The following is a 22,874-nucleotide window of genomic DNA, read 5'->3' on the forward strand; positions in this document are numbered from 1 at the left end:
CCTTTTCGTTCCGATTGCCCTTACCTTATCAGGATTTAAGGCTCTATCCCCCATTGCTTGCTTCCAGCCAAGTAAGCGATTACCTTAGTGGAATCTTTTAAGCTGGTTGCTGTGGCATCAAAGGAATAATCATCGGTTTGGGTGTAATTGCTCCAGTCCGCTTTGGATATCCGGGTTTGCAGCTCCACACTTTGACCGGGTTCTAAAGAACCCGCACCGGACTTAAAGCCGATTTCCACATAAGAATCTGCTCCCGGTTTAACATTGGATAGTGTTTTGAAGCTGGCGACCACATTCTCAGGACCAATGCTTGACCAATCCGCGAAGAAGTTTTGGGGTTTATCCCCATTTATAGTGTAATAATAACGCAGCGTCACATCCGCAAGGGAAACGGACGAAGTTCCTGTATTTGTAATTTTAAACTTGGAGCTGATCGTGTTACTTGTTTCAGATACATTACCGTTGAAGGTCTGTACCTTGAGAACACCCTGTTCTGTTCCCGGCTCGCTTGGTGTATTTTCCTTTACTGTCACCGTGAACAGCACATCGCTACCTGCATTAAAATGAAACGTTAGCGCTGTGTCTCCTTTAGGGAGTTTGGACAAATAACTATTGGAAAAGGTAACCGTTTCTCCATTGATCGTATAATCTTCACCTTTTTTCAGCACCACGCTACCCTGCTGGATGGCGTCTAACGTATTACCGCTCAGTGTAAGCTTGACGGAAATATCAGCATTGGTATTATCCGGTCCATAGGTTGCAGTCGTCGGCGTAATACTAGACTGACCCGCAGATGGCTGATCACCGCTCACACGATCTGCCACCAGAATACCGCGGCCATTTGTTCCCAAATAGGCACGCCCATAAACTCGGGGATCACCGATAATGGTCGTCACCCGTGCATATTGATGCTTGTCGTCATTAATGCGTACCCAGTTTGCGCCAGCATCGTCCGAACGATAAAATCCGCGTGTACCGTCGATTTTACCAACGATGAATACAGTTGCATTGGTACGATTCTGTGCTGCTTTACCAAAGCCTACAAAGTCTGCCTCCTGCACATTAGCGAGCTTGGTGAACGTAACGCCGGAATCCTTGGAATGCCACAAGCCGTATGGCCCTCCATCCTCAGAGCCCCCAGCGAACCATACATCCCCTTCTGCTCCACGTACTGCATCAATATCGGCATTACCTTCTGTTGGTAAGCCTGATACCGCCGAGGCTGTGAACGATACGCCTCCATTGGTGCTGATATATATTTTTCCGGCGGCGAACGCATAGTATTTGTTAGGATTCACCCGGTCTGAGGCAATCTTCGCATTCGCTGGAATCCCTGTACTTGCGGTCCATGAGTTGCCGCCTGTTTTGGAGTAAAATACGCCTTTGTCCGAGGTACTCCAGAGCAAGCCATTACCATCGGCCGCAACAGCTATGCTTCCCCCTCCAACTGTGCCGGAAGGCTCACTGTTCGCTTTATACCAGTTCGCTCCCCCATCATTGGAGAAGCCGATGGATTTGGCATTCGGATCTTTTTTGTAATCTGCTTTGCCTACCCGCGCCATAAAAGCTGGATTCAGCTCGGCATAGTCGATGCTTTCACTGCTTGTAAAAGTGGGATTATCCAGCATTTTAGCTGGAGCCTTGAACAGATCGTCATGTCTGAACCCGGAGACATCCCCTACTGCACTCACCAAAGGCGCACCGGTTGGAGGGCTTACGAGATCCAAGATCGCTGTTTCCTCTAATCCCTTAGCTGCTACCGAAATGTCCAGCTTGCTGCCTTTGTCCCAGTTGGTCACATTTTTGGAGCCGTAAATCGTAGCTCCTGTGCCGTATAACATATGGTCTGGATTAAATGGATCAATCTCCAGATCCCCGATCATCCAGCCCAGCTTGGGCGATACTTCCGGCGGAGCAGGGTTGGCATTGAAAGTCAGCCAAGGCGCACCTGATATATCCAAATTGTATTTCAGCTTGCGAGTTGGATAACCATCGAATTCCCAAATGGGGCTCCAGGTTGCCCCGCTGTCGGTGCTGCGATAAATCGTTGCATCCGGCCACCAGGAATTCAGCGTAGCCACCATCAGAGTACCCGGCTTCTGAGCGTCTACTGTCAGTCCACCATATCCAAAATAATTGTCCGTGCTGCTACTGGCAACAGGACTTATATTGGTCCATTGACCACTGGCTGTATTCAATTTCCACACATCACCCTTTGTCCCGTCATATGGACCTGCTCCATCGCTATAAGAGATATACAGGTTGCCGTCCGATGACAACACGCCATGATGCGGTAAATAGCCCGTTGGCTGTCCTGCTACAGCGGACCAGGTTGTCCCGCCATCTGTACTGCGATAGACACTTTGATTCTTATCAGCTACCCCCACATAAATCGTCTGTGTAGCTTTGCTGGAAGAGCCCGTCTTTTTGTCAAACGTAATCCAGGCCAAACCGACAATATCACTGGTGTACTCATTGGAAGGGTCCTGTACATACGTGCCCGGATTCGGGAAGCTACTCACCTTGCTCCAGGTTGCCCCATAATCCGAGCTTTTCCATAATCCATTACCGCTCCGTGCCCCGAAGAACAAAATATTGTTCTTATTAGGATCAATCGTCAGACGTTCGCCCATCGAGCGTCCTGGCATATTGCCTCCCACCTTAAAAGGAAGCTTCGTTGTCTGCCACGTATTGCCCCGGTCGGTTGACCGTATAATCTGTCCGTTTTGCTTGTCCCATGAATTGGTATACGTACCAGTAGCTATATATACACGATTTGGATCAACAGGATCGGTCGCCAACGCATCCACGCCATTTTTGTTCCAGTCTTCCCAGCCCACAGAATCCGTCAACGGAATCCAGCTCTCGTCAGTGGGGTTCCAGCGGTAAGCACCTCCAATATCCGTACGGGCATAGATCAGATTTTTTTCCTTCTCATTAAAAATGATACCGGGTACAAAACCGCCACCTCCACCCGTGACCACACTCTTCCAGGTATACTCATCACTTGGAGCGGCATGTGTCGGCGTTATCAATCCCGTCCAGGAAGCACCCGCTACCACTAACGCCAGACACGCGATCCTAAACCTGCTTTTTGCCTTCGTCATTGAATTTAACCTCCTTCTCCATTTTCATTTGAATATGCGAGTCATTTCCAGATGAAAGAAATCAGCCGATTCCGGATTCGTTCCTATCATTGTATCTCCAACCAACATAGTCTGATCAATGCTTCTCTCGGCCTCACCTCCAGTCGTTATCAATGAAATGCAACAGGAATCACTTTTTATAAAGCGCTTACATTTTATCTTGCTCAATAGATTCGTCATCTTTTTCTTGGTTCCTTGTGTAAAAAATCAAGATTATGTTAATATCATCACTTGCTCCGCGGCTTACAATGTGGGGTTGATCCTTCTCCTGGGCGTTGATACCTTTTATATATTACTATTATGAATTTTTCATATATTGAAATAATTACTTTATTTCTCATTCTTTAACCCCCGTCAAAATACTTTGATATACGCCAAAAAACCGCGCTATGCGCGGTTCCGGCTTCTGTGAATGCCAACGGTAAATATTAAATATATCCTTTATTATTGCAAATATTCAAGCGCCAGTGCCAAAAATATGTGGCCTGACACAAGCAATGCACGTTCATCAAAATCAAAATGAGGATGGTGGTGAGCATAATGTGTTCGTTCATCCTCATTACGCGCCCCGACATGAATGAAGGCTCCCGGTCGCTGCTCCAAATAATAAGCAAAGTCCTCTGCTCCCATGACCGGCTTCAGATCCAGAAAAGCGTCAGCTCCATACAGCCTGCCGACAAGCTCGCGTACACGTTCGGTTTCGGCTTCAGCATTTACTAAAGAAGGATAGCCATTCAGATAGTCAATTTCATATCCTGCATGATAAGCCTCAGTCAAACCCTTGACAATACTGCGGATTTCATTCTCGACCTCCTTGCGCACTTCTTTATTGAACGTACGCACGGTCCCTTCGATTTTAGCCTTATCCGCAATAACATTGAAGGCGGTTCCCGCCTGAAAAACACCAATGGTCAGCACCGCTGATTCAATAGGGTCAACCCTGCGACTGACCACCTGCTGCAATCCGTTCACAATTTGGCTACCGATGACAATAGAGTCTACCGTCTGATGCGGTCGCGCGCCATGCCCGCCTTTGCCGTTGATCTGGATCGTAAATGCGTCGACAGCCGCCACCGCAGGCCCACTCTTTAATCCAATTTTACCAAGTGGAATTTCAGATGCGAGGTGAATACCATATACCGCCTCTACCCCATCCAAACAGCCATCCTCAATCATAAACTTGGCTCCGCCGGGCGGTTTTTCTTCCGCATGTTGAAAAATAAACACGAGCTTGCCCTTCAGAGCCTCCCGGTTATAGCTTAATACACGTGCTACTCCTAGTAGCGCAGCCGTATGGCCATCATGTCCACAAGCATGCATAACACCGGGAACCGTGGATTTATAGGGCGCATCCTTTTCATCCTGAATAGGAAGCGCATCAAAATCGGCACGAAATGCGATCGTTCTGCCTGGATGGCCGCCCTCCAAAAACCCGAGCACGCCGTTCCCGCCCACATTCGTTCTCACCTCAATGCCAAAAGATCGCAATTGATCGGCGATAAATACAGACGTATTCGTTTCTTCAAAAGAAAGCTCGGGATGCTGATGCAGATGTCTTCTCCACGCAATCAGGTCTTGCTCACCATCTTTCAATTCCTGAACCCATTTCTCTAGCATAATACCCTCTTTTCCTATTGAATTTATTTAATTATATGTTTATCTTACCATGAATTTACTGTAGAATCTTCCATCCTGCCGATAACAAGCCAAAGAAGATATGTCTTTGATTTAGGCCGGGTAGTGACAAGCGGCATAATGTCCTGTGCCAATCGCTGTCAGTTCCGGCGCTTCCTCACGGCAAAGCGAGGTCGCCAGCGGACAACGAGTATGAAAACGACAACCGGACGGTGGCTTCGCAGGCGAAGGAATCTCACCTTGTACCGTAATCAGCTTCCGTCGGTTTTTCGGATTCGGATTGGGTATGGAAGCAACAAGCCCTCGGGTATAGGGATGTGCCGGATGCCGGAAAATCTCCTCGCTTGGCGCAATTTCTACGAGCTTACCCAAGTACATGACCCCAATCCGGTCCGATATATGTCGGACAATGTGCAATCCGTGCGCGATAAACAAATAGGTCGTATCCAGCTTGCGCTGTAAATCCTGAAGCAGATTGACAATTTGCGCCTGAACGGAAACATCCAAAGCCGACACTGCCTCATCCGCCAAAATAAACTGCGGTTGCAGCGCAATTGCACGGGCAATCCCGATCCGCTGGCGCTGGCCTCCCGAAAATTCATGCGGAAACCGCGTGATCAGCGAAGGCGACAATCCGACTGCACTTAGCAGTTCCTCGACCCGTTCCCGTTTGGCATTACCACTCAGCCCTTCATGAACCGCAAGCGGTTCACCGATAATATCCCCCACATTCCAACGCGGATCAAGTGATCCATAAGGGTCTTGAAAAATCATCTGCATATCACGGCGTGCAGATCGTAATTCGGAATTCCCTAACTTTGTCAGCTCCCGATCCTGAAACCATACCTGCCCTGAGGTTGGGCGTTCCAACTGCATCAGAAGACGGCCCAAAGTAGACTTACCACTGCCGGATTCGCCGACTAGTCCAAAGGTTTCACCCTGTCGGATCGAAAACGATACATCATCCACCGCCCGGATGAAAGCACCTGCCCGACCGGGAAAGCTTCTTTTCACCGGATAATACTTGCGAAGTCCATCCACCCGAAACAAATTCTGCTTGTCATTCCCTGTGCCTGCAACAGTTACATTAGATTTTGCAGATTCCTTTACCTGTACGCCATCACCGCTCACTTTGCCCCCATCAACAGCAGATACATACGTCACTTCTTCCTTTACTTCTGCCGCTTCTTCAACAGCATCTGCCGAGACTCGCCCTTCCAGAGATACCTCTGAAATACGCCAATCACCGGACGCAGCCAACTGCTCCGAATGCCAGCAAGCTACCTCACGTCCATTCTTGGCAGCCAAGGGAGGGGCTTCGTTTTTACATTGATCCGTCGCATGCGGGCAACGCGGGTGGAACAAGCAGCCAGACGGCAAAGCGCTCAGGCTGGGGATGGCCCCCGGGATCGAAAACAGCTTGCCGCTGCGATCTGTATCCAATGTTGCCACCGAACGAAGCAATCCTCTTGTGTACGGATGCAGCGGCAGCTCGAACAGCTCTTCCGTTACGGCCTGCTCCACGACTCGCCCGGCATACATCACAACAATTCGATCCGCAATCTCCGCTGCAATACCCAAATCATGCGTAATTAGCAGAATCGACATGTTGAATTCCACCTTTAATTCCTGAAGCAACTGCAAAATTTGCGATTGAATCGTTACATCCAGCGCTGTCGTCGGTTCATCCGCAATCAGCAGTTCAGGGCCACATGACAGCGCCATCGCAATCATCGCCCGTTGCAGCATCCCGCCGGACAGCTCTCCTGGATACTGCTTCATACGGATTTCCGGCTCAGGAATCCCTACCCTGTTCAGCAAATGAACCACATGAGCCCACGCCTGCTTCCGTGTCTTCCGATCGTGCTCCATAATGATTTCCATCAGTTGATATCCAATGGTGTACACCGGATCAAACGCCGCCATCGGCTCCTGAAATACCATCGCCATCTTTTTGCCGCGAAGTGAGCGTAATTCCTGCTGCGACAAAACAGTCAAATCTATGCCCTTCAACCGTATTTGTCCTTGGGCAATTCGTCCGTTCTCATAATCGATCAGCCGCATAATCGCCTTGGAGGTAATCGTTTTTCCGCTACCGGATTCACCAACGAGGCAGACCGTTTCCCCCGCCCCGATCGTCAGCGATACGTTGTCGAGTGCTTGCAGCAAACCTTTTTTAGTGTGAAAATCGACCGACAAATGTTCTATCTCCAGCAATGATGACAAACGAACTCCCTCCTTCTATAGCACTAACGAATAGGCTTCCTGAATGCTAGTTTGCGTTCTTTTTCGGGTCCAGCTCATCTCTCAGCTTGTCGCCCAAAATATTGACCGACAGCACAAACAACGTAATGGCTAGACCAGGAAAGGTGCATATCCACCAAGCTACTGTCAAATACCCGCGTCCCTGAGACAATACTGTTCCCCAATCCGGAATTTCCTTTACCGTGCCAAGCCCCAGAAAGCTTAATCCCGATCCGGCCAAAATAGCGTTGCCGATTCCGAGCGTCGCCATCACGAGCAAAGGTGACAGGGAATTAGGAAGCACATGCCGCCAAAAGATGCCGAAAGGTGTAACTCCGATGGAGCGTGAAGCCGTGACGTAAGATCGTCGTTTTATACTCATAATCTGTCCCCGCATGACTCTTGCATAACCCGGAACAGCAGAAATGGCTACCGCCAGTACGATATTAAACAAGCTCGGCCCTAGAGCCGCCGCAATCGCCAAAGCCAGCAAAATGCCAGGAATAGTCATCAAAATATCAATAAATCGCATCAGCACCGTATCCACGATGCCACCAATGTAGCCTGACAATGCTCCGATGATTCCACCAACCAGGCCACCGACGAGCACCGACATAAAGCCGATAAACAGGGAATCCCTACTTCCATGAACAACCAAACTGAATACATCCCGTCCAAAATAGTCGGTTCCGAACCAGTGAGCAGCGCTTGGGCTCTGTAAAATCTGGTCGCTTAACATTTCTGTTGGCTCATAGGAAGCAATCCATTGCGGAAACGCCGTACAGGCGATCACGAACACAATAATCAGTCCTGCCGCATATACGAACCCATCCGACACTCCCCCAAACCGCAATCTTCCGGTTTTCCGAGCTACCCGCTGCTTTCTTTCCTTCCAGACTGTTTTGGCCGCCATCGTTTCTCTCAACTGTCTTCCTCCTCCCTGATTCCTACCGACTTACGCAGAGCGTCTAACCCTCGGATCAATGAATGTATAAGATATATCCACCAATAGATTTACGATCACGTACATGATGGCAGAGAACAACACAACTCCCTGCACAACTGGTAAATCCTTAGCCATTATCGCATCCGCAATTAAACGCCCAATACCTTGTCGCGAAAATACCGTCTCACTCACAACTGCTCCGGCCAGCATTTCTCCCATCAGCATCCCGATCATCGTTATCGCAGGAATCAACGCATTACGCAGTGCATGGCGATACATAATGACCTTCTCCGATAAACCTTTGGAACGGAGCGTAACGATAAACTGCTCATTAATGACCTCCAGCATACTGTTGCGTACCATTCTGACAATGAACCCCGCACCGACAATGCCCAAAGTGAGAGACGGAAGCACAAGTGTTTTCCAGCCGTCCGAGCCCATTGCAGGCAGCCACCCCAAATGAATGGAGAAAATGAGCAACAGCAGAATTCCTGACCAGAATGTGGGCATGGAAATGCCGAACAATCCGACGATTCGCGCGATGATATCTATTGGCTTATTCCGATGAATGGCCGACAGCACTCCAAGCAGAACACCGATGATGACCGAAATAGCAGAACCGGCAAGCGTCAACGCCAATGTAGGCGGGAGATTGACCCATATTTTAGGTAGCACCGGATCAGCATTGAGGAGTGATTTTCCAAAATCACCTTGTAGCAGATTTCCGAAATAGTTCAAAAACTGAACATGAAAAGGCTGATCCACTCCCAACTTATGACGCAAATTGGCGATCATTTCTGGCGTGGCCGTCGAAGGGTCCAGAATAGAATCCACCGGGTCCCCCGGAAGCAGATATAAAATACTGAACACCAGAATACAAGAACCCACAATCACCAACAAAGAGGTAACCAGTCGTTCTGCAACAGCTCTGATCATGAAGCACACTCCTTTCCGTCTGGATGGCTCGCCAGAAATAATTTAGCCATACTATTTTTGAATGCGCACATCGTTGAACAGCGGATAACCCACTAAATCGAATTTGAGACCTTGCACCGACTTGGCGGCTCCAACGGTATAAGGGAATACATAAATCGGAATGATAACGGCCTGATCACGGATCAATTGTTGTACCTTTTTGTAAATTCCCTCCCGCTTGGCATCATCCTTTTCAATAGCGCCCTGCTCTAACAGCTTATCGACCTCAGGATTGGAGAAGTTAGGCAGTGTAGGCCGCTGATTCGGAGCCGCTGTGTGGTAAAAAGCATATAACGCGTTCGGGTCCACATTGACCTGGCTATTCCCGTAGAAATCATAGTTTCCGTTCGTATATACAACCGTTGCAACATCCTTGGTAATTTCAATCTTGACATCAACACCGATTTTCTTCAGCTGCTGCTGAATAATGGCTGCAATGTCGTTGCGTTTTTCACGGTTCGGCGTGCCGTCTACATAATGCAGCGTCAGACGTTTTCCATCCTTCACTCGGAAACCATCCGCACCTTTGACCCAACCCAGTTCATCCAGCAACTGATTGGCTTTGTTAGCATCCGGCTGCAAGCCGTTTTCCAGTGATTTATCATATCCAAAAATACCCGGAGTGAGTGGCGACCAAGCCTGCTCATAGGTACCCAGGTAAAGCGTTTTGACAATCGTCCCTACATCAACACCGTATTGCAACGCCTGTCTGGCCTTCAATTCATTCCACGGTGCCTTCTTTTGGTTAATGAACAGCGTGTATGGTAAACCCAGGGTATTGACCTGCAGCAATTGAAAATTAGGGTCACTCTTCAGCGTTAAAATATTTTGCGGCGGAACTGTTTCTGCGGCCAATGCCTGCCCGCTCTGCACACTGCCGATCCGTGTCGCTTCCTCCGGCACGATTTTAAAGGTCACGCTATCCAAATACGGCGCTCCCTTGTTCTCGACAGTTTCCGGTGCCCATTTGTAATCCGGGTTACGTTCGATTTTGATTTCTGCATTTTCGTCCCACTTTACAAACTTAAACGGGCCTGTGCCCACCGGATGCTTGCCGAATTGATCTCCATATTTTTCGACTCCTGCAGGAGAAACAATGGCTACTGCCGGAATACTTAAATTGCTCAAAAATGCCTGCGATGGTCGTTTCAGATTCAGCTTAATCGTGTATTCGTCTATCACTTGTGAGGATTCATACGGGGCCAGCAAGTTAGCAGCATTACCAACTACAGCTTGCGGATCAATAATCCGGTCATAGCTGAATTTGACTGCTTCCGCATTAAACGGAGTTCCGTCATGGAACTTAACGTCCTTGCGCAGCTTGAACGTATAGCTTTTGCCATCCTCGGAAACGCTCCATTCGGTCGCCAGCCAAGGCTTAATCGTATTGTCCGGCAGCTTTACAACCAAATTGTCGAATATCCCCCGATACACCCGGGATGCTACCGCCAATCCACTCTTATGCGGGTCCAGTGAATCCGGCGATGTCGCCAGCGCATAGGTCAGGTCCCCACCTTCTGCGGCTTGCCCGCCTCCCGCTGCATTTGCCCCGGTATTCGTAGAATTCGCACCTCCATTGCCTGAGCATGCCGATAATACCAGCACCAGCGACAGGGTTAGAGCTAACATTTTCGCATATCGACTTGTTCGTTTCACTTGTAAAACACTCTCCGTTCTCGTGGGTAATTTTATGAATGTATTGCATATTTGAGGCCGATGTTACATTGTTGATAATTCCAATCAGATATATATGAATTGTACAAATAACTGTATACCCGTGTTTTTATAGTGTCAATGCAAGTTCTAATTGGAATGATCTATGGATAGATAGAAGACTTAAATTGACAACGCAAAAAAGAGCCGACAGGAATGCTCTCCCCGACTCCTTTTCGTTGCTAATTACAATTTTGAATTTTTCAGGTATTGAAAAACTGACTTATATTCCCTCGTACCGGATGAGTCTGCTCCCTGTACTCCCCATCCGTATAACTGCCAATCACCTTACGCCAAAAGGACTGCGCTGGCCTGTTCGTGCTCATCTGCGTCACCTTCCAACGCCCAGCAAAACGTCCAAACAGCTCATGAGCCGCCCACGTCCCGACCCCATTATGCCGATAAGGACGCAGCACAAAAAACTCAGCCATGTAGTAGTCAGCCTCCCGATTGCTGGACATTCGGTCAACCAGCGCAAAACCTACGGGAACGTCCTGCCTCCAGATCAGAAAAGGCAGCTTCTGTTCACCGCTTGTCCAGTATTGATACAAGTCCGGGTAAGCCGGAAATGTGCCGTTTTCAGTAACATCAATTCGAAGATAGGCTGTAAAATCATATAAATAAAATTGCATGAGCTGCACAATAATGTCCCTCTGCGACTCCGGAACACTTTTGATGGACAGCTTCAATTCCGACTGAATGTCATACCCCATACTTTCACCTCTCTTGGCAGATCAGTTCGTTCTTTACTTTGATTTGCACTCCATCTTCCCTTCCATCCGATGCTGTTCAAAATATGCTAAAATACATATATTATGACCGGACGAGGTGGAACCCAATGAATATACAAAAGATTATCGACCGGCGCAAACTGGACGAAAAAATGCCGGGATTACCATGGTATGTGCAGCAATTTATGGATTACAAGCTGCCCGACCTGTCCCCCTCCACATTGCTGGAATATGTACGGGATTACGAAGCTTTTTTTACATGGCTTCGCTCAGAAGGCTTGTCTGCCGGAGAGACGAACGCCCAGGTTACGCTGGAAGAATTGGAGACGCTCCATATGGATAGTATTACGGGCTACCGTTTGTTCCTATCGACTAAGCGTGAAGGCTCCAACTCCCGTATTACGATTTCACGTAAGCTATCGTCCCTGCGTTCCCTTTTTCATTATTTGAGCCAGATCGCTGAGGATGAAAACTTTTATCCTTTGCTCAAACGCAACATTATGGCCAAGGTCGAAATCAAGCGCATACATAAACCCAAGGACACGGCCGCCAAGCTCAAAGGAAAGATACTGGAGGAGGAAGAGCTGCTTGAATTTATCGGCTATATTTATGAAGGCTATGGACAGGATTTGGCCGATAACAAGCAGGCACTGTACTCCTATGAACTGAACAAGGAACGGGACGCCTGCATTGCCAGTCTCATTCTAAACTCGGGCCTGCGCGTATCTGAAATCGTCAATCTGAATATGGACGATCTGGATGTAAACAATAAATTACTATATGTGTATCGTAAAGGCAACAACGACGAAACCTTTAAAACGCCAGTATATTTCCGCGAGCAGTCCAAAGATGATCTGGCACTCTATTTATCCCTGCGGCATATCCGTTATCGCGCACCCAAAAAGGAAAAGGCGCTCTTTGTCGCACGTCCCAACGGCAGTACAGAAGGCAAACGGATGACTAAAAGAGCGATTCAGGCGATGATTATCAAGTACGCCAAACGGTTCGGCAAACCTTACCTGACTGTTCACAAGCTCCGTCATTCCTTTGCCACCGACTACTATTTGCAAAACGATATTTACAAAACGAAGGAACAGCTCGGCCATGCTTCGACGGAAACGACGGAAGTCTATGCCCATCTGACCGACAAGACCATGTCCCAAGCGATTGAACGACGGGTGGAGACTCAAACCGACTCAGCCGATTGATGTCTCAGCCCTACTCATCCCGGACTCCTTCTCTCTGCTTCTGAATCTGTCCAAGTAACCAGCGGCCTGCCGGGCCGTTGGCATCGGCGGGAAATATCTGTATCGTTTTATCTGAAAAGTGGCTCTGTGCCCAACCCGTATGATCTTCCCAAACCGCTACTCCCTGTACATTTGTCAGTTCAGTGGTAAGCTGGGCATCCGATTGTTCCCGCACCATCACCAGCTTTGGATAATGCTCTTGTTTAAAGCCTTCCAGCAACACGCAGTCGTATGCCTGAAAATGCCGGATTAGTTCGGTGACAGGCCGACTATGCTCCTCTAAAATGGCTGTTCTTCCACCTGAAACAATGGCTACGCCTTCGGCTCCCGCTTGTCGGTGCTTGTACGTATCTGTTCCCTCATGATCCATCTCAAACTCATGTCCATCATGCTTGATCACAGCTACGCGTAGCCCGGACTCCCGCAAATAACGAATCAACCCTCCGAGGAAGGTCGTTTTCCCCGTATTTTTGAATCCGACGACCTGACATACATACGGATTTATCCTATTCACGTCACATGACCGCCTAGAAGCACCAGCACACGTACCTCTTCTCCTGCACGCAAGCCTTCTGTTGTCGGAGGAATCACGATCAGACAGTCGGTGTCCTTAATCGTCACCATGACGCTGGATTCATCTACTCGTGCAGGAATCGCGTATACTTGCCCATTGCGTATTTCCAGGGAGCTGCGTACAAAACGGGTAAAATTATTTACCTTCGTATAATCTGCTCCCAACCTTGCCGTCCAGGTTTGCAAATACGGCTGCTCTGAAGACAGCATCATTTGGATGGTGGGTCGCACAAACAACTCACAGCCTACAAAGCACGCACCGGGATTGCCAGAAAGCGCAAATAACAGCTTACCGTCAATGACCGCGGCTGTAGTCACACTGCCCGGACGCATTGTGACCTTGTTAAACAGCATATCCACATCTTCCTGTCGTACCAGATCGCCCATAATATCAAAATCTCCCACCGATACACCGCCACTCGTGACGACGATATCGTAGGCAGCTATCGCTTCACGTACAGAAGCACGGGCGAGAACCAAATCATCTTGAATGGCTTGCAAGATGAACGGCTCCCCCCCTGCCTCCCTGATTTGTGAAGCCAGCATATATGTATTGCTGTTCCGAATTTTCCCCGGCTGCAACGGCTCATCCACGGCAAGCAATTCCGAACCTGTGGAAAAAACGGCCACCCGTGGCTTCCTGTAGACGGGTACCCGATGTACACCAAAGGTAGCCAGCACCGAGATGTGCCCTGCCCCCAGACAGGTTCCTTTGCTGAGTAAAAGCTGATCTTCCCGAATCTCATGACCGATTGGTGTCACATTTTTGCCGATTTCCATGCGCTTCTTCAGGCCGACATATACCTGTCCATCTTCCTCACATAGCTGTGTCGCTTCCAGCATAACAACCGTGTCTGCCCCTTCAGGCAATTGTGCTCCTGTCATGATGCGCGCCGCCAATCCCGTCTCCACCCGCTTGTCCGATACGGTGCCGCATGGAATTTCATCAATCACGCGTAGCCAGATTTCCTGACCGGACGAACAGACTTCAGTGTCCGAACCAAGGATGGCGTATCCATCCATACCTGAACGACGGAAGCTGGGATATGGGTGTGGTGCGGTCAAATCCATCGCCAAATAACGTCCATGGGCCTGCTCGAGTCCTACATCCTCCCGCTCTCCCTGTTTGACATGAGTAGCTATTCTGCTTTGCGCTTCTTCCACTTGAACCGCTTTGCGCTGAAATTTGTCCGAATTTAATTGTACCTGATTCATATCTTCACTCCGTTCTTCTGAAAATGCTCTCTTTCTGTTATAACGCTAAAACCGTTATCTGGCAAATCCGGACAGTATTTATTGGGTCGTGGTCGGTCTCTTTGCGCAAAAAAACAGCCCGGAATCTCATACCCAGGCTGTTTTGGCAGGTGCTATTTTAGAATTTTGATCATCATTACACTTCTTGACCCCATCATCGTCGGCTTCGTCGGCTGATTTTACCGGAACCGCTGCGTGTTTTAGGCTTGCTGTAAGATTTCCGCGGCGAATCAAAAATGCTGGAACCGCCACTGCTGCCCCGGTCACGTGAAATCGAGCCTCTGCTCGGTGAACTGCTGCTGGAGCCTCTGTCGAACAGACTTCCGCTGGAACCGACACTGGAATCAGACCCCTTACCCCTGCGGGTAACGGAACCCTTCCGCTCCACCGTAATCGGCGGGATCGCTTTCTTCTCCTGCACCGTAGGTGCACGATACTGGCCCTGAGAAGGTCGGTATACATCTCTGCTTGAATACCCCCGGTAAGAGCCAGATCCGCGTAACGAATCAAACAGAGCATCGAGTACGGTTGCCGTTAAGTATCCTTTTAGAAAGCTGGAACTGTAATTTTGCTCGACATACTTCTTGCTGTCAATTTCAATTAATGTGTCTTCCTTCTTGGCTGGATCTTGCTGTAAATGGTACCATTCATCGCTGTACACCAGAAACATCCGCTCATTGCTCTGCGGCGACATTTGTTCCGGTTCACGCTGTTCTTTCAGTTCCTCCGCTACTTCCGGAACCGTTTTGCCTTCGGCGCGATACACGTACGAGGTCGAATTGCCGCTGCCGCTGACCGATTCCAGCGGGTACGTATCTTTCACATTTGGCGCACCGCAGCCGCTTAACACGGATACGAACAAGCTCAGCGCCACAATGACCTTTAATGCATACTTCCAGGTGCGTTTGCCCATGTGTCACCCTCTCCTAGCTTGCCCGAATAACCTTGACGTCTCCGGTAATTACTTCTTCTCCTTCATATAGCATAAAGCGACCATCCTGCCACTCTACACGCAGCAAATGGTAATCATCTGACTGATACTGCCAAACGTGCTGCTCTCCACCCTGTTGAAAAGGAGCACGGCCCATAACCGTAACATGCCCAAAATACTGCTCTTCCAAATGATATGTAGTATCATCCAGCTCCAGAATCGTTGGCACTTCCTCCGGGTTGTCCAGTCTGCCGTCGATGGCCTGGTACAGTCCAAATTGCAGCGTTTCCCGTTCCTCAATGTGAAGGTAGCTAACTTGATTACCATCCTGAAGCGTCAAAACAACGGCATTCCGAGCACGGTTGTGTACTCGGCCTACCACTTCATATGTGACAAGAGACACTTCACAGATATCGCCCGGATTTAAATGAAGCATGCTTTTTTCCGCTTTTGGTGGCTCCGGCTTGGCAAACAGATTTGAAATGCGTTTCCATACACCCATGATGATTCCCCCTGCTTTTCTTTAGCCTAAAAACATGCGGCAATGATCAAAGCACCGACCAGATGAAGCGTACCTGAAAACAGACCAAAGCCAATTTTGCCTTCCTGCGTGCCTTTATCCAGATCAAGCTGTGCCCAGTACCGAAGCAAGAGACGAACGATAACTTCCAAAACAAACAGAATGACAAAAGCGATCACAGAATACACAAGCGCCTCCAGCAAATTGTTAGCTGTAGCAATCGAGCTTGACAAAATATACCCTTGTGCAAACAGCTTCATAATTAACCGGACCGTTACGGCCATATTACCGGCTTTCACTTCTGCAAAATCCTTATACTTCGTAAATAAAGAATCAATGTACATCAATACGAACAACAAAACGGCACCCGCGCCAGTCCATACAAGCATCGCTTTCATCGTTTCTAAAAAATGCATTTCATACCATCCTCCACATCTTCTTGACCTTCATATATGTTGATTCACGCCTCCAGGCAGGGAAAAGCGAAGGAGAAAACGGTTCCCCTTCGCTTCCTTTGCAGCCACGCAGGCGGCCATGCTTATAACCTTATTTATTATCGTATTGCTTCAACAAAGCAGCAAGCTCATCGTCCACGGCGCTTTTCTTATCAAGCTCCTTAAATTCCTCATCCAGCGATTTTTCCTTAGAGGACATTTCGTTGCTTGCTTCAGCACGCGCTTCTGCTTGCAGCATTTTTTCTTCCATACGCTTCAGCCCAGCAGTTGCCGTATCGGAGCTAAAACCGTTCATCGCTTTGTTAATTTCTGTTTGCGCTTTGGCTGCATTATAACGGGCAACCAGCGTTTCACGCTTGTTCTTCATTTCCATCAGTTGTCTGCGCATTTCATCCAGCTTACCACGCAGGTTATCGGCTGCCGCTTTATTCTGCTCGTAGCCCGTCTTGAACTCGGTCATTTTTTGCTCAGCAGATTTCTTTTCTTCCAACGCACGGCGAGCCAGATCCACATTTTGCGCTTTTGCTGCCGTATGAGCCTGCTCTTCACGTTTTTTCACCAAAGCGGCCTGCTCTTCATATTGCTGTTTAAATCTCTTCTCAATGGCAATCTGAGCGGCTACCGCTTTCTCTGCATCTTCCAAGTCCTCTTGCATATCACGAATGTATTGATCCGTCATTTTAACTGGATCTTCGGCCTTGTCAATAATGGAGTTGATATTGGACATCGTAAGATCTCTTAAACGTTTGAAAATAGACATGTGAAGTTCCTCCTAGAGTTGAATGCTTAAATTTTAAGCTCTGTACACATGTTTACGCAAGCTTTGCAAATAGAGTTTCAAAAATATTATCCGATAAAGTACATTTAAAGTACATTCTAAAAACCACGCAAGTATGGCTCCGGGATATCCGCCTGTACTTTCAGATCCCGCGATGCATGCAACGCCCAATACGGATCGCGCAGCATGGCGCGCCCTATCGCTACCAGATCAGCTTCTTTTTGCTGAATCACCCGCCGGGCATCCTCATAATCGTCCAGCAGACCGACAGCGATTACAGGTACATTCAGCTTTTCACGTATTTTATGTGCCAAATCCACCTGATATCCCGCTCGCGCAGATGGACCGCCGTTAGAACCAATCGGCCCCTCGCCACCAGAGGAGATGTGAAAAATATCCACACCTGCATCACGATATCGTTCCCCTATGCCCGCTATGTATTCCACATTATATCCGTTTTCGACATACTCTTTGGCGGATATCCGCATCAACACAGGCATATCAGACGGAAGTACCTCTTTAACAGCCTGAATCACTTCAACACCGAACAGCGATAGATCCTGTCCATACTCATCTTCTCTGGTGTTCGTTAAAGGTGAATGAAATTGATGGATCAGATAACCGTGAGCGCCATGAATTTCTACCGTATCAAACCCGGCTTCCACCGCGCGGCGCGCGCCTTCCTTATAAGCCTGAACCAGTTCCCTGGCTTCGGCTGTCGTTAAAGCATGCGGCTCCTTGAAACGTTCGCTAAAGGCTATCGAGGACGGTGCAACAGGCAAGTCGGCATCTTCAGCCTTTCGTCCGGCATGACCTAATTGAATTCCGATTTTGGCACCGTACTTGTGGACTTCCTCCACTATTTTACGGTATGCAGGAATATGCTCGTCACTCCAAATGCCCAGATCATGATCTGTAATACGTCCATCCGGGTGGACCGCCGTCATTTCCACAATAATCAGCCCGGTACCACCTACTGCCCGGCTAACATAATGGACATGATGCCAATCATTTGGCTTTCCATCTTTGGCCTCCACACTATATTGGCACATGGGGGGCATTACAATCCGGTTTTTTAAAGAAAGTCCCTTTAATTGATAAGGAGTAAACAAGTCGGTCACTTTTATCCATCCTTCCTTTAATTCCAACTCTGTACAATATGAATTGCAATCTCATTATACACCAGCTATCACTGGATACCGAATCCATTAAAAGGCTAAAACTTGCGAAAATGCTGTTGTTTTCGGTCAGGTTTAATAGAATATGTGCGTTTAGCTTCGAGATCTGCACTTACATCCGTATTGTGCTGCATTTCCACTCAACCATTCAATAGTCTAACCTGTTCAGCAGCATAATTTCAACATGGCAGGTACATACTAAATGAAAGCAACAGGGGTACCACTGCACGGAAAGGGGGATACATATGCCGTACAGGGGAATATTGCCAATCATGGCACTGTTACTAGCATTTTCGAGTTTTCCCGTTCACGCGGATGCGCCTCCCGATACCGGAACGACTCATCCCAAGGAAGCGGTTGTTGTTTCTTCAGCACAAAAGAGCAGACAACGAGCCACTCCCACATTAGCTATGCTTCGAAAAAAACATTCGGATATTTTTAAAATGTGCGGCCCGCATACGCAGCAAATTGCCCTGACTTTTGATGACGTGCCTGATTCACGGTATACGCCGCAGGTTCTGGACATTTTGCACGCGAATGGTATCAAAGCCACCTTCTTTATCGTCGGTCACCGTGCGGAAAAACACTCGGGCATGATTCGCCGTATCGTACGTGAAGGCCATGCCTTAGGCAACCATTCCTATACCCATCCGGATTTTAGGAAGGCTTCACCGGAACGCTTTCGCAACCAGATTAAGAAAACAGAACATATTTTGGAGGCCACCGTTGGCTTTCGACCCAAGCTGATTCGCCCGCCTTATGGTGAAATTACGGAGCCTCAGATCCAGTGGGCGCGTAGTCACGGCTACATGATTGTCAATTGGAACGTAGACTCCCTCGATTGGAAGGGACTGAGTAAAACACAAATTCAGCGTAATGTGATCCCGGCTACCGGACCAGGCTCCATCATTTTAATGCACGCAGGCGGTGGTCAAAGCTCCAACCTGAAAGGCACTGTTCAATCCCTGCCGGGTCTTATTCAAGCGCTGAAAGCCAAGGGGTACAAATTTGTCACGGTTCCACGGCTACTTCACACCTCGGAGCGGAAATAACAGTAAAGGGCTGTCTTACGAGCAGATGCATTCTGCTAGTCAAGACAGCCCTTTATTAATCGACAAAGCCCATATGAATCAGGACCGGCGATTAAGTTATTTGATATTGGTTTACATAATATATATTATGTAAATATAATTCATTGGTTTATACAGACTATTTATCAATGACGTACAGCTTCACATTTTGGAAACCAAAGTCACTCACAAAAGATGGGCTACCCGGAATGAAAATATCAATCCGTTTCCCCGTAATGGCACTGCCCTTATCGCGAGCTACCGCTATAAAAGATTGATCCGGCAGCCCTGGATGGGAATAGCCTGTAACCAACACTTTCGTACCTAAAGGAATTACGCTTGGGTCTACGGCAATCGTACCGAGCTTAAGCGGATTTCCGAAATAGTCTACTGCTCCCCATTTTCCATTTTCACTGGCTGCTGCGGAATACGCTGTGGCCTTCACATCAACTACTTTGCTGTAGTTAAATGTTTTGCCCCATGCTTCAACCTGTTGACCGTCACCGGCCGGCGCTTTCTCGGACAAAAGCTGAGGCTTCGAATCCGAAGCGACTTTTACCTTGTTCTCGTCCGGAACCTTAATTTGTACTCCTGCATATATATTGCTGGCAGCAACATCCGGGTTCTCCTTTTGCAGATCCTCTACAGATACCCCGTAACGCTGAGCAAGCAAAAAGAAGGTATCACCTTCCTTGGCGGTATGAAGCGAAGCGGCGTCGGCTACCCCTGCTGTCTGTGCCAATCCTGCGATAGCTGCGGCCAGCACTGCAAATTTCATTGTTTTTCCAATACGTTTCAGATGTTTCAAAAGATATGTACCTCCTCTAATATGCCTGCGAAGTTAGCTGTCGGATTCGGACTCAGGAGAAGCCCTATGCTAATGCAATTCACCCCTAGGCACCTTCCATCCATTCGTATGAAGACGGATCAGAAGTGACTGCCGTTGTTACGTCCCCCGCACTTCCCATGGTTTTGGGTCCCGCATTCAGCGTCTGTCGTTGCTGTCTGCTGCCCAGGTAAGTTTTGGCTCACTGCATAATATCACAATTTTGTAACCTTATCTGCATGAAAATGTTGGGAACCTTGAACATCATACTACATCTGTTACAATTTTGTCATTATGAAATCGAAATCAGTTACAAAAATCTGAACGAGGATGACAAAAAAAGAAAAAGCCCTCCCGTCAAACTTTCACCGTGGAGGGCTTGCTTCATAGCCTTTACAAGCTCATTTCTTACAAAACCTTGGCAAGAAAATCCCGGGTACGATCATGGCTTGGAGTGCCAAAAACCTGCTCCGGTGTACCTTGCTCCACAATTTGACCGTTATCCATAAAGATAATGCGGTCTCCTACCTCGCGGGCAAAGCCCATCTCATGCGTTACGATGACCATCGTCATGCCACCCTCAGCCAGCTTCTTCATCACGTCCAGCACCTCTCCGACCATTTCAGGGTCCAAAGCGGAAGTCGGCTCATCGAAGAGCATCACATGCGGCTGCATCGCCAAGGCGCGTGCAATCGCAATCCGCTGCTTCTGTCCACCGGATAGCTGATTGGGATAGGTGTCCTTTTTGTCTTCAAGTCCAACGGTGCGCAGCAGCTCCAGCGCAATTTTCTCTGCTTCCTTTGCTGACTGGCCTCTAACCTGAGTCGGCGCAAGCGTCAAATTTTGCAGCACCGTTTTGTGCGGGAACAGGTTGAAATGCTGGAACACCATCCCCATTTTCTCACGAGTCGCATTAATATTATGACCACGGGCTGTAATCGGCTCGCCCTCAAACAAAATCTCCCCAACGGTCGGCTGCTCCAGCAGATTCATACAACGTAAAAATGTACTTTTCCCCGAACCACTCGGGCCAATGACGACAACAACCTCGCCTTTGGCAATATCTATATCAATGCCTTTTAAAATTTCATTTTTGCCGAACGATTTACGCAGTTGTTTAACGGTGATCACTGGCTCTCAACTTCCTTTCCCATAAACCCAACAGCTTCGACAAGCTGAATGTCATTACAAAATAAATAGCAGCCGCGATGACGAACGGACTTAATCCTTCGTAGGTGATGTTCTTAATGACTTGAGCCTGATACATAATATCCACCATACCGATGGTAGAAATGATGGAGGACTCTTTAATAATCGTAATAAACTCATTGCCGATCGCAGGCAGTACAGACTTGAACGCTTGCGGTAAAATGACGTGACGCATAGCTTTGCCTCGTCCCATACCGAGTGAACGGGCTGCTTCCATCTGACCACGGTCCACTGCCTGGATACCTGCACGGAAAATTTCAGCCAGATATGCCGAGCTATTCAGAGATAACGTAATAATACCGGACTGAAGTGGCGTAAAATTAACGCCCAGCGTCAAAGCAACCCCATAATGGATGATCATAAGCTGTACCAGCATAGGTGTACCACGTAGTACCTCTACGTAGGCCGTACCCAACCATTCAATGATACGTACACCACTCATCCGCAGCAGAGAGATGATCAGACCAATGATAAATCCGAACAGTACCCCGAGCGCAGACAGCAACAACGTGTAGCCGATACCCGTAACGTAAAAGCTGCGATATTTCCAAAATATATCCACGATGTTATGGGAAGAAGCCTGTCGATCCGCAGAGAGCGCACTCGCTTCCGTGGAAAACTTTTCAATAGACCCGTCTGCTTTCAGGCGAGCCAACGTTTTATTTACAGATGCCAGCAGTTCAGTATTTCCTTTACGAATACCTACAGCCGTTTCTGCTCCTGCTTCCTCAGGCACCGCCTTGGCAAGTGTTACAGTGCCATCCAATGTGTATCCTTTAGCGACAGTGTCTTCAATCACGACAGCGTTAATACGCTGTGTCCGAAGCTGGAGCACCAGGTCGGAGATTTTATCCAGCGAAGTTACAGAGACATTGGGCACTTTTTGAGCAATCTCTTCCTGAATACTGCCCTTTTGTGCGCCGATCTTCTCGCCTTTCAAAGCAGCCATCGTCGGATATTTGTCCTTATCCTCCGGACGTACCATAATGACTTGCTTGGAGTGGTAGTATACATCCGAAAAATCAATGCTCTTTCTGCGTTCATCCGTTGGTGTCATACCAGACAGTACCAGGTCTACACGACCACTTTGCAGTGCAGGCAGCAACGAGTCAAAGCTCATGTCCTCAATAACCAGCTCTGCACCCAGATCCTTGGCAATTTCATTGGCAATATCAACGTCAAAGCCTACAATGGTATCCTTACCGTTAATTACTTTATGAAACTCATACGGCGGAAAATCGGCACTCATGCCGAGTACAAGTTTTTGCTGTGTCTTCGCTTCCGTTCCGTATGCAGTGAGCATAGGAAGACCAGCCAGCAGCAAGATAACCGCCGTCAAAATCAGGGCGGTAAAACGATATGCCTTTTTCAATCTTTTTTTCTCTCCTTAAATTCTTTATAATAAATAAGATTGTGTCATTATAAATGAATATGCATGAATAT

19 protein-coding genes and 1 riboswitch are annotated in these 22,874 nt (G+C 48.2%); of the genes, 2 read left to right on the forward strand and 17 right to left on the reverse strand.

The annotated features are described in order from the left end of the window. Nucleotides 1–35: 35 nt before the first annotated feature. From E0698_RS07300 to E0698_RS07330, 7 genes are all read right to left on the reverse strand, one after another. Nucleotides 36–3,107, reverse strand: a complete 3,072-nt coding sequence (locus E0698_RS07300) for a X2-like carbohydrate binding domain-containing protein (RefSeq protein ID WP_192511114.1) — start codon at nt 3,105–3,107, stop codon at nt 36–38. A 483-nt stretch (nt 3,108–3,590) separates the two neighbouring features. After that, the gene (locus E0698_RS07305) at nt 3,591–4,763 is read right to left on the reverse strand and encodes a M20 metallopeptidase family protein (RefSeq protein WP_192511115.1); all 1,173 of its coding nucleotides are present in this window, start codon (nt 4,761–4,763) and stop codon (nt 3,591–3,593) included. Nucleotides 4,764–4,874: 111 nt separating this feature from the next. Continuing rightward, complete coding sequence (locus E0698_RS07310) at nt 4,875–7,007, reverse strand: ABC transporter ATP-binding protein (RefSeq protein ID WP_192511116.1); 2,133 nt, start codon at nt 7,005–7,007, stop codon at nt 4,875–4,877. Between the two features lie 46 nt (nt 7,008–7,053). Further along, a complete protein-coding gene (locus tag E0698_RS07315; RefSeq protein WP_192511117.1) occupies nt 7,054–7,950 on the reverse strand; it encodes an ABC transporter permease in 897 nt (298 codons plus the stop codon). 30 nt (nt 7,951–7,980) lie between these two features. Then, a complete protein-coding gene (locus E0698_RS07320; protein WP_134914641.1) occupies nt 7,981–8,907 on the reverse strand; it encodes an ABC transporter permease in 927 nt (308 codons plus the stop codon). A gap of 51 nt (nt 8,908–8,958) precedes the next feature. After that, nucleotides 8,959–10,575, reverse strand: coding sequence for an ABC transporter substrate-binding protein (locus tag E0698_RS07325; protein WP_202894818.1), 1,617 nt, complete (start codon nt 10,573–10,575; stop codon nt 8,959–8,961). Between the two features lie 287 nt (nt 10,576–10,862). Then, nucleotides 10,863–11,372, reverse strand: a complete 510-nt coding sequence (locus E0698_RS07330; protein ID WP_134914640.1) for a GNAT family N-acetyltransferase — start codon at nt 11,370–11,372, stop codon at nt 10,863–10,865. 125 nt (nt 11,373–11,497) lie between these two features. Here E0698_RS07330 and xerS point away from each other — a divergent pair, with 125 nt between their 5' ends. Continuing rightward, complete coding sequence (gene xerS / locus E0698_RS07335; RefSeq protein ID WP_192511119.1) at nt 11,498–12,598, forward strand: tyrosine recombinase XerS; 1,101 nt, start codon at nt 11,498–11,500, stop codon at nt 12,596–12,598. A gap of 10 nt (nt 12,599–12,608) precedes the next feature. On the opposite strand, the gene mobB is transcribed toward xerS, so the two are convergent. The 7 genes from mobB to E0698_RS07370 all read right to left on the reverse strand — a co-directional run bounded on the left by mobB (nt 12,609) and on the right by E0698_RS07370 (nt 18,269). Further along, on the reverse strand, nt 12,609–13,151 hold the full coding sequence (gene mobB / locus E0698_RS07340; RefSeq protein ID WP_192511120.1) for a molybdopterin-guanine dinucleotide biosynthesis protein B: 543 nt from the start codon (nt 13,149–13,151) through the stop codon (nt 12,609–12,611). Beyond that, nucleotides 13,148–14,425, reverse strand: coding sequence for a molybdopterin molybdotransferase MoeA (locus tag E0698_RS07345; RefSeq protein WP_192511121.1), 1,278 nt, complete (start codon nt 14,423–14,425; stop codon nt 13,148–13,150). The genes mobB and E0698_RS07345 overlap by 4 nt, the downstream gene beginning before the upstream one ends. A 193-nt stretch (nt 14,426–14,618) precedes the next feature. Then, nucleotides 14,619–15,377 carry a DUF4247 domain-containing protein gene (locus E0698_RS07350; protein WP_192511122.1) on the reverse strand — a complete coding sequence of 253 codons (759 nt, stop codon included), beginning with the start codon at nt 15,375–15,377 and terminating at the stop codon, nt 14,619–14,621. Between the two features lie 13 nt (nt 15,378–15,390). Continuing rightward, nucleotides 15,391–15,897, reverse strand: coding sequence for a DUF4178 domain-containing protein (locus tag E0698_RS07355; RefSeq protein WP_134914759.1), 507 nt, complete (start codon nt 15,895–15,897; stop codon nt 15,391–15,393). A 26-nt stretch (nt 15,898–15,923) separates the two neighbouring features. Beyond that, complete coding sequence (locus E0698_RS07360) at nt 15,924–16,331, reverse strand: DUF350 domain-containing protein (RefSeq protein ID WP_025682698.1); 408 nt, start codon at nt 16,329–16,331, stop codon at nt 15,924–15,926. A gap of 130 nt (nt 16,332–16,461) precedes the next feature. Next, on the reverse strand, nt 16,462–17,130 hold the full coding sequence (locus E0698_RS07365; protein WP_192511123.1) for a PspA/IM30 family protein: 669 nt from the start codon (nt 17,128–17,130) through the stop codon (nt 16,462–16,464). 116 nt (nt 17,131–17,246) lie between these two features. After that, complete coding sequence (locus E0698_RS07370) at nt 17,247–18,269, reverse strand: NADH:flavin oxidoreductase/NADH oxidase (RefSeq protein WP_149095077.1); 1,023 nt, start codon at nt 18,267–18,269, stop codon at nt 17,247–17,249. 302 nt (nt 18,270–18,571) lie between these two features. Here E0698_RS07370 and E0698_RS07375 point away from each other — a divergent pair, with 302 nt between their 5' ends. Then, a complete protein-coding gene (locus E0698_RS07375) occupies nt 18,572–19,378 on the forward strand; it encodes a polysaccharide deacetylase family protein (RefSeq protein ID WP_134914761.1) in 807 nt (268 codons plus the stop codon). A gap of 157 nt (nt 19,379–19,535) precedes the next feature. Here the strand turns inward: E0698_RS07375 and E0698_RS07380 are convergent, their stop codons facing one another. The 3 genes from E0698_RS07380 to E0698_RS07390 all read right to left on the reverse strand — a co-directional run bounded on the left by E0698_RS07380 (nt 19,536) and on the right by E0698_RS07390 (nt 22,803). Next, complete coding sequence (locus E0698_RS07380; RefSeq protein ID WP_192511124.1) at nt 19,536–20,204, reverse strand: 3D domain-containing protein; 669 nt, start codon at nt 20,202–20,204, stop codon at nt 19,536–19,538. 7 nt (nt 20,205–20,211) lie between these two features. After that, a riboswitch (cyclic di-AMP (ydaO/yuaA leader) is annotated at nt 20,212–20,384 on the reverse strand. A 246-nt stretch (nt 20,385–20,630) separates the two neighbouring features. Then, a complete protein-coding gene (locus E0698_RS07385; RefSeq protein ID WP_192511125.1) occupies nt 20,631–21,353 on the reverse strand; it encodes an ATP-binding cassette domain-containing protein in 723 nt (240 codons plus the stop codon). Next, entirely contained in the window at nt 21,340–22,803 is a 1,464-nt protein-coding gene (locus tag E0698_RS07390; protein WP_192511126.1) for an ABC transporter substrate-binding protein/permease, read from the reverse strand. Before E0698_RS07390 ends, E0698_RS07385 begins: the two co-directional genes overlap by 14 nt. Nucleotides 22,804–22,874 lie beyond the last annotated feature (71 nt).

It is taken from the genome of Paenibacillus sp. 23TSA30-6, from assembly GCF_014858585.1.
Lineage (GTDB): Bacteria > Bacillota > Bacilli > Paenibacillales > Paenibacillaceae > Paenibacillus.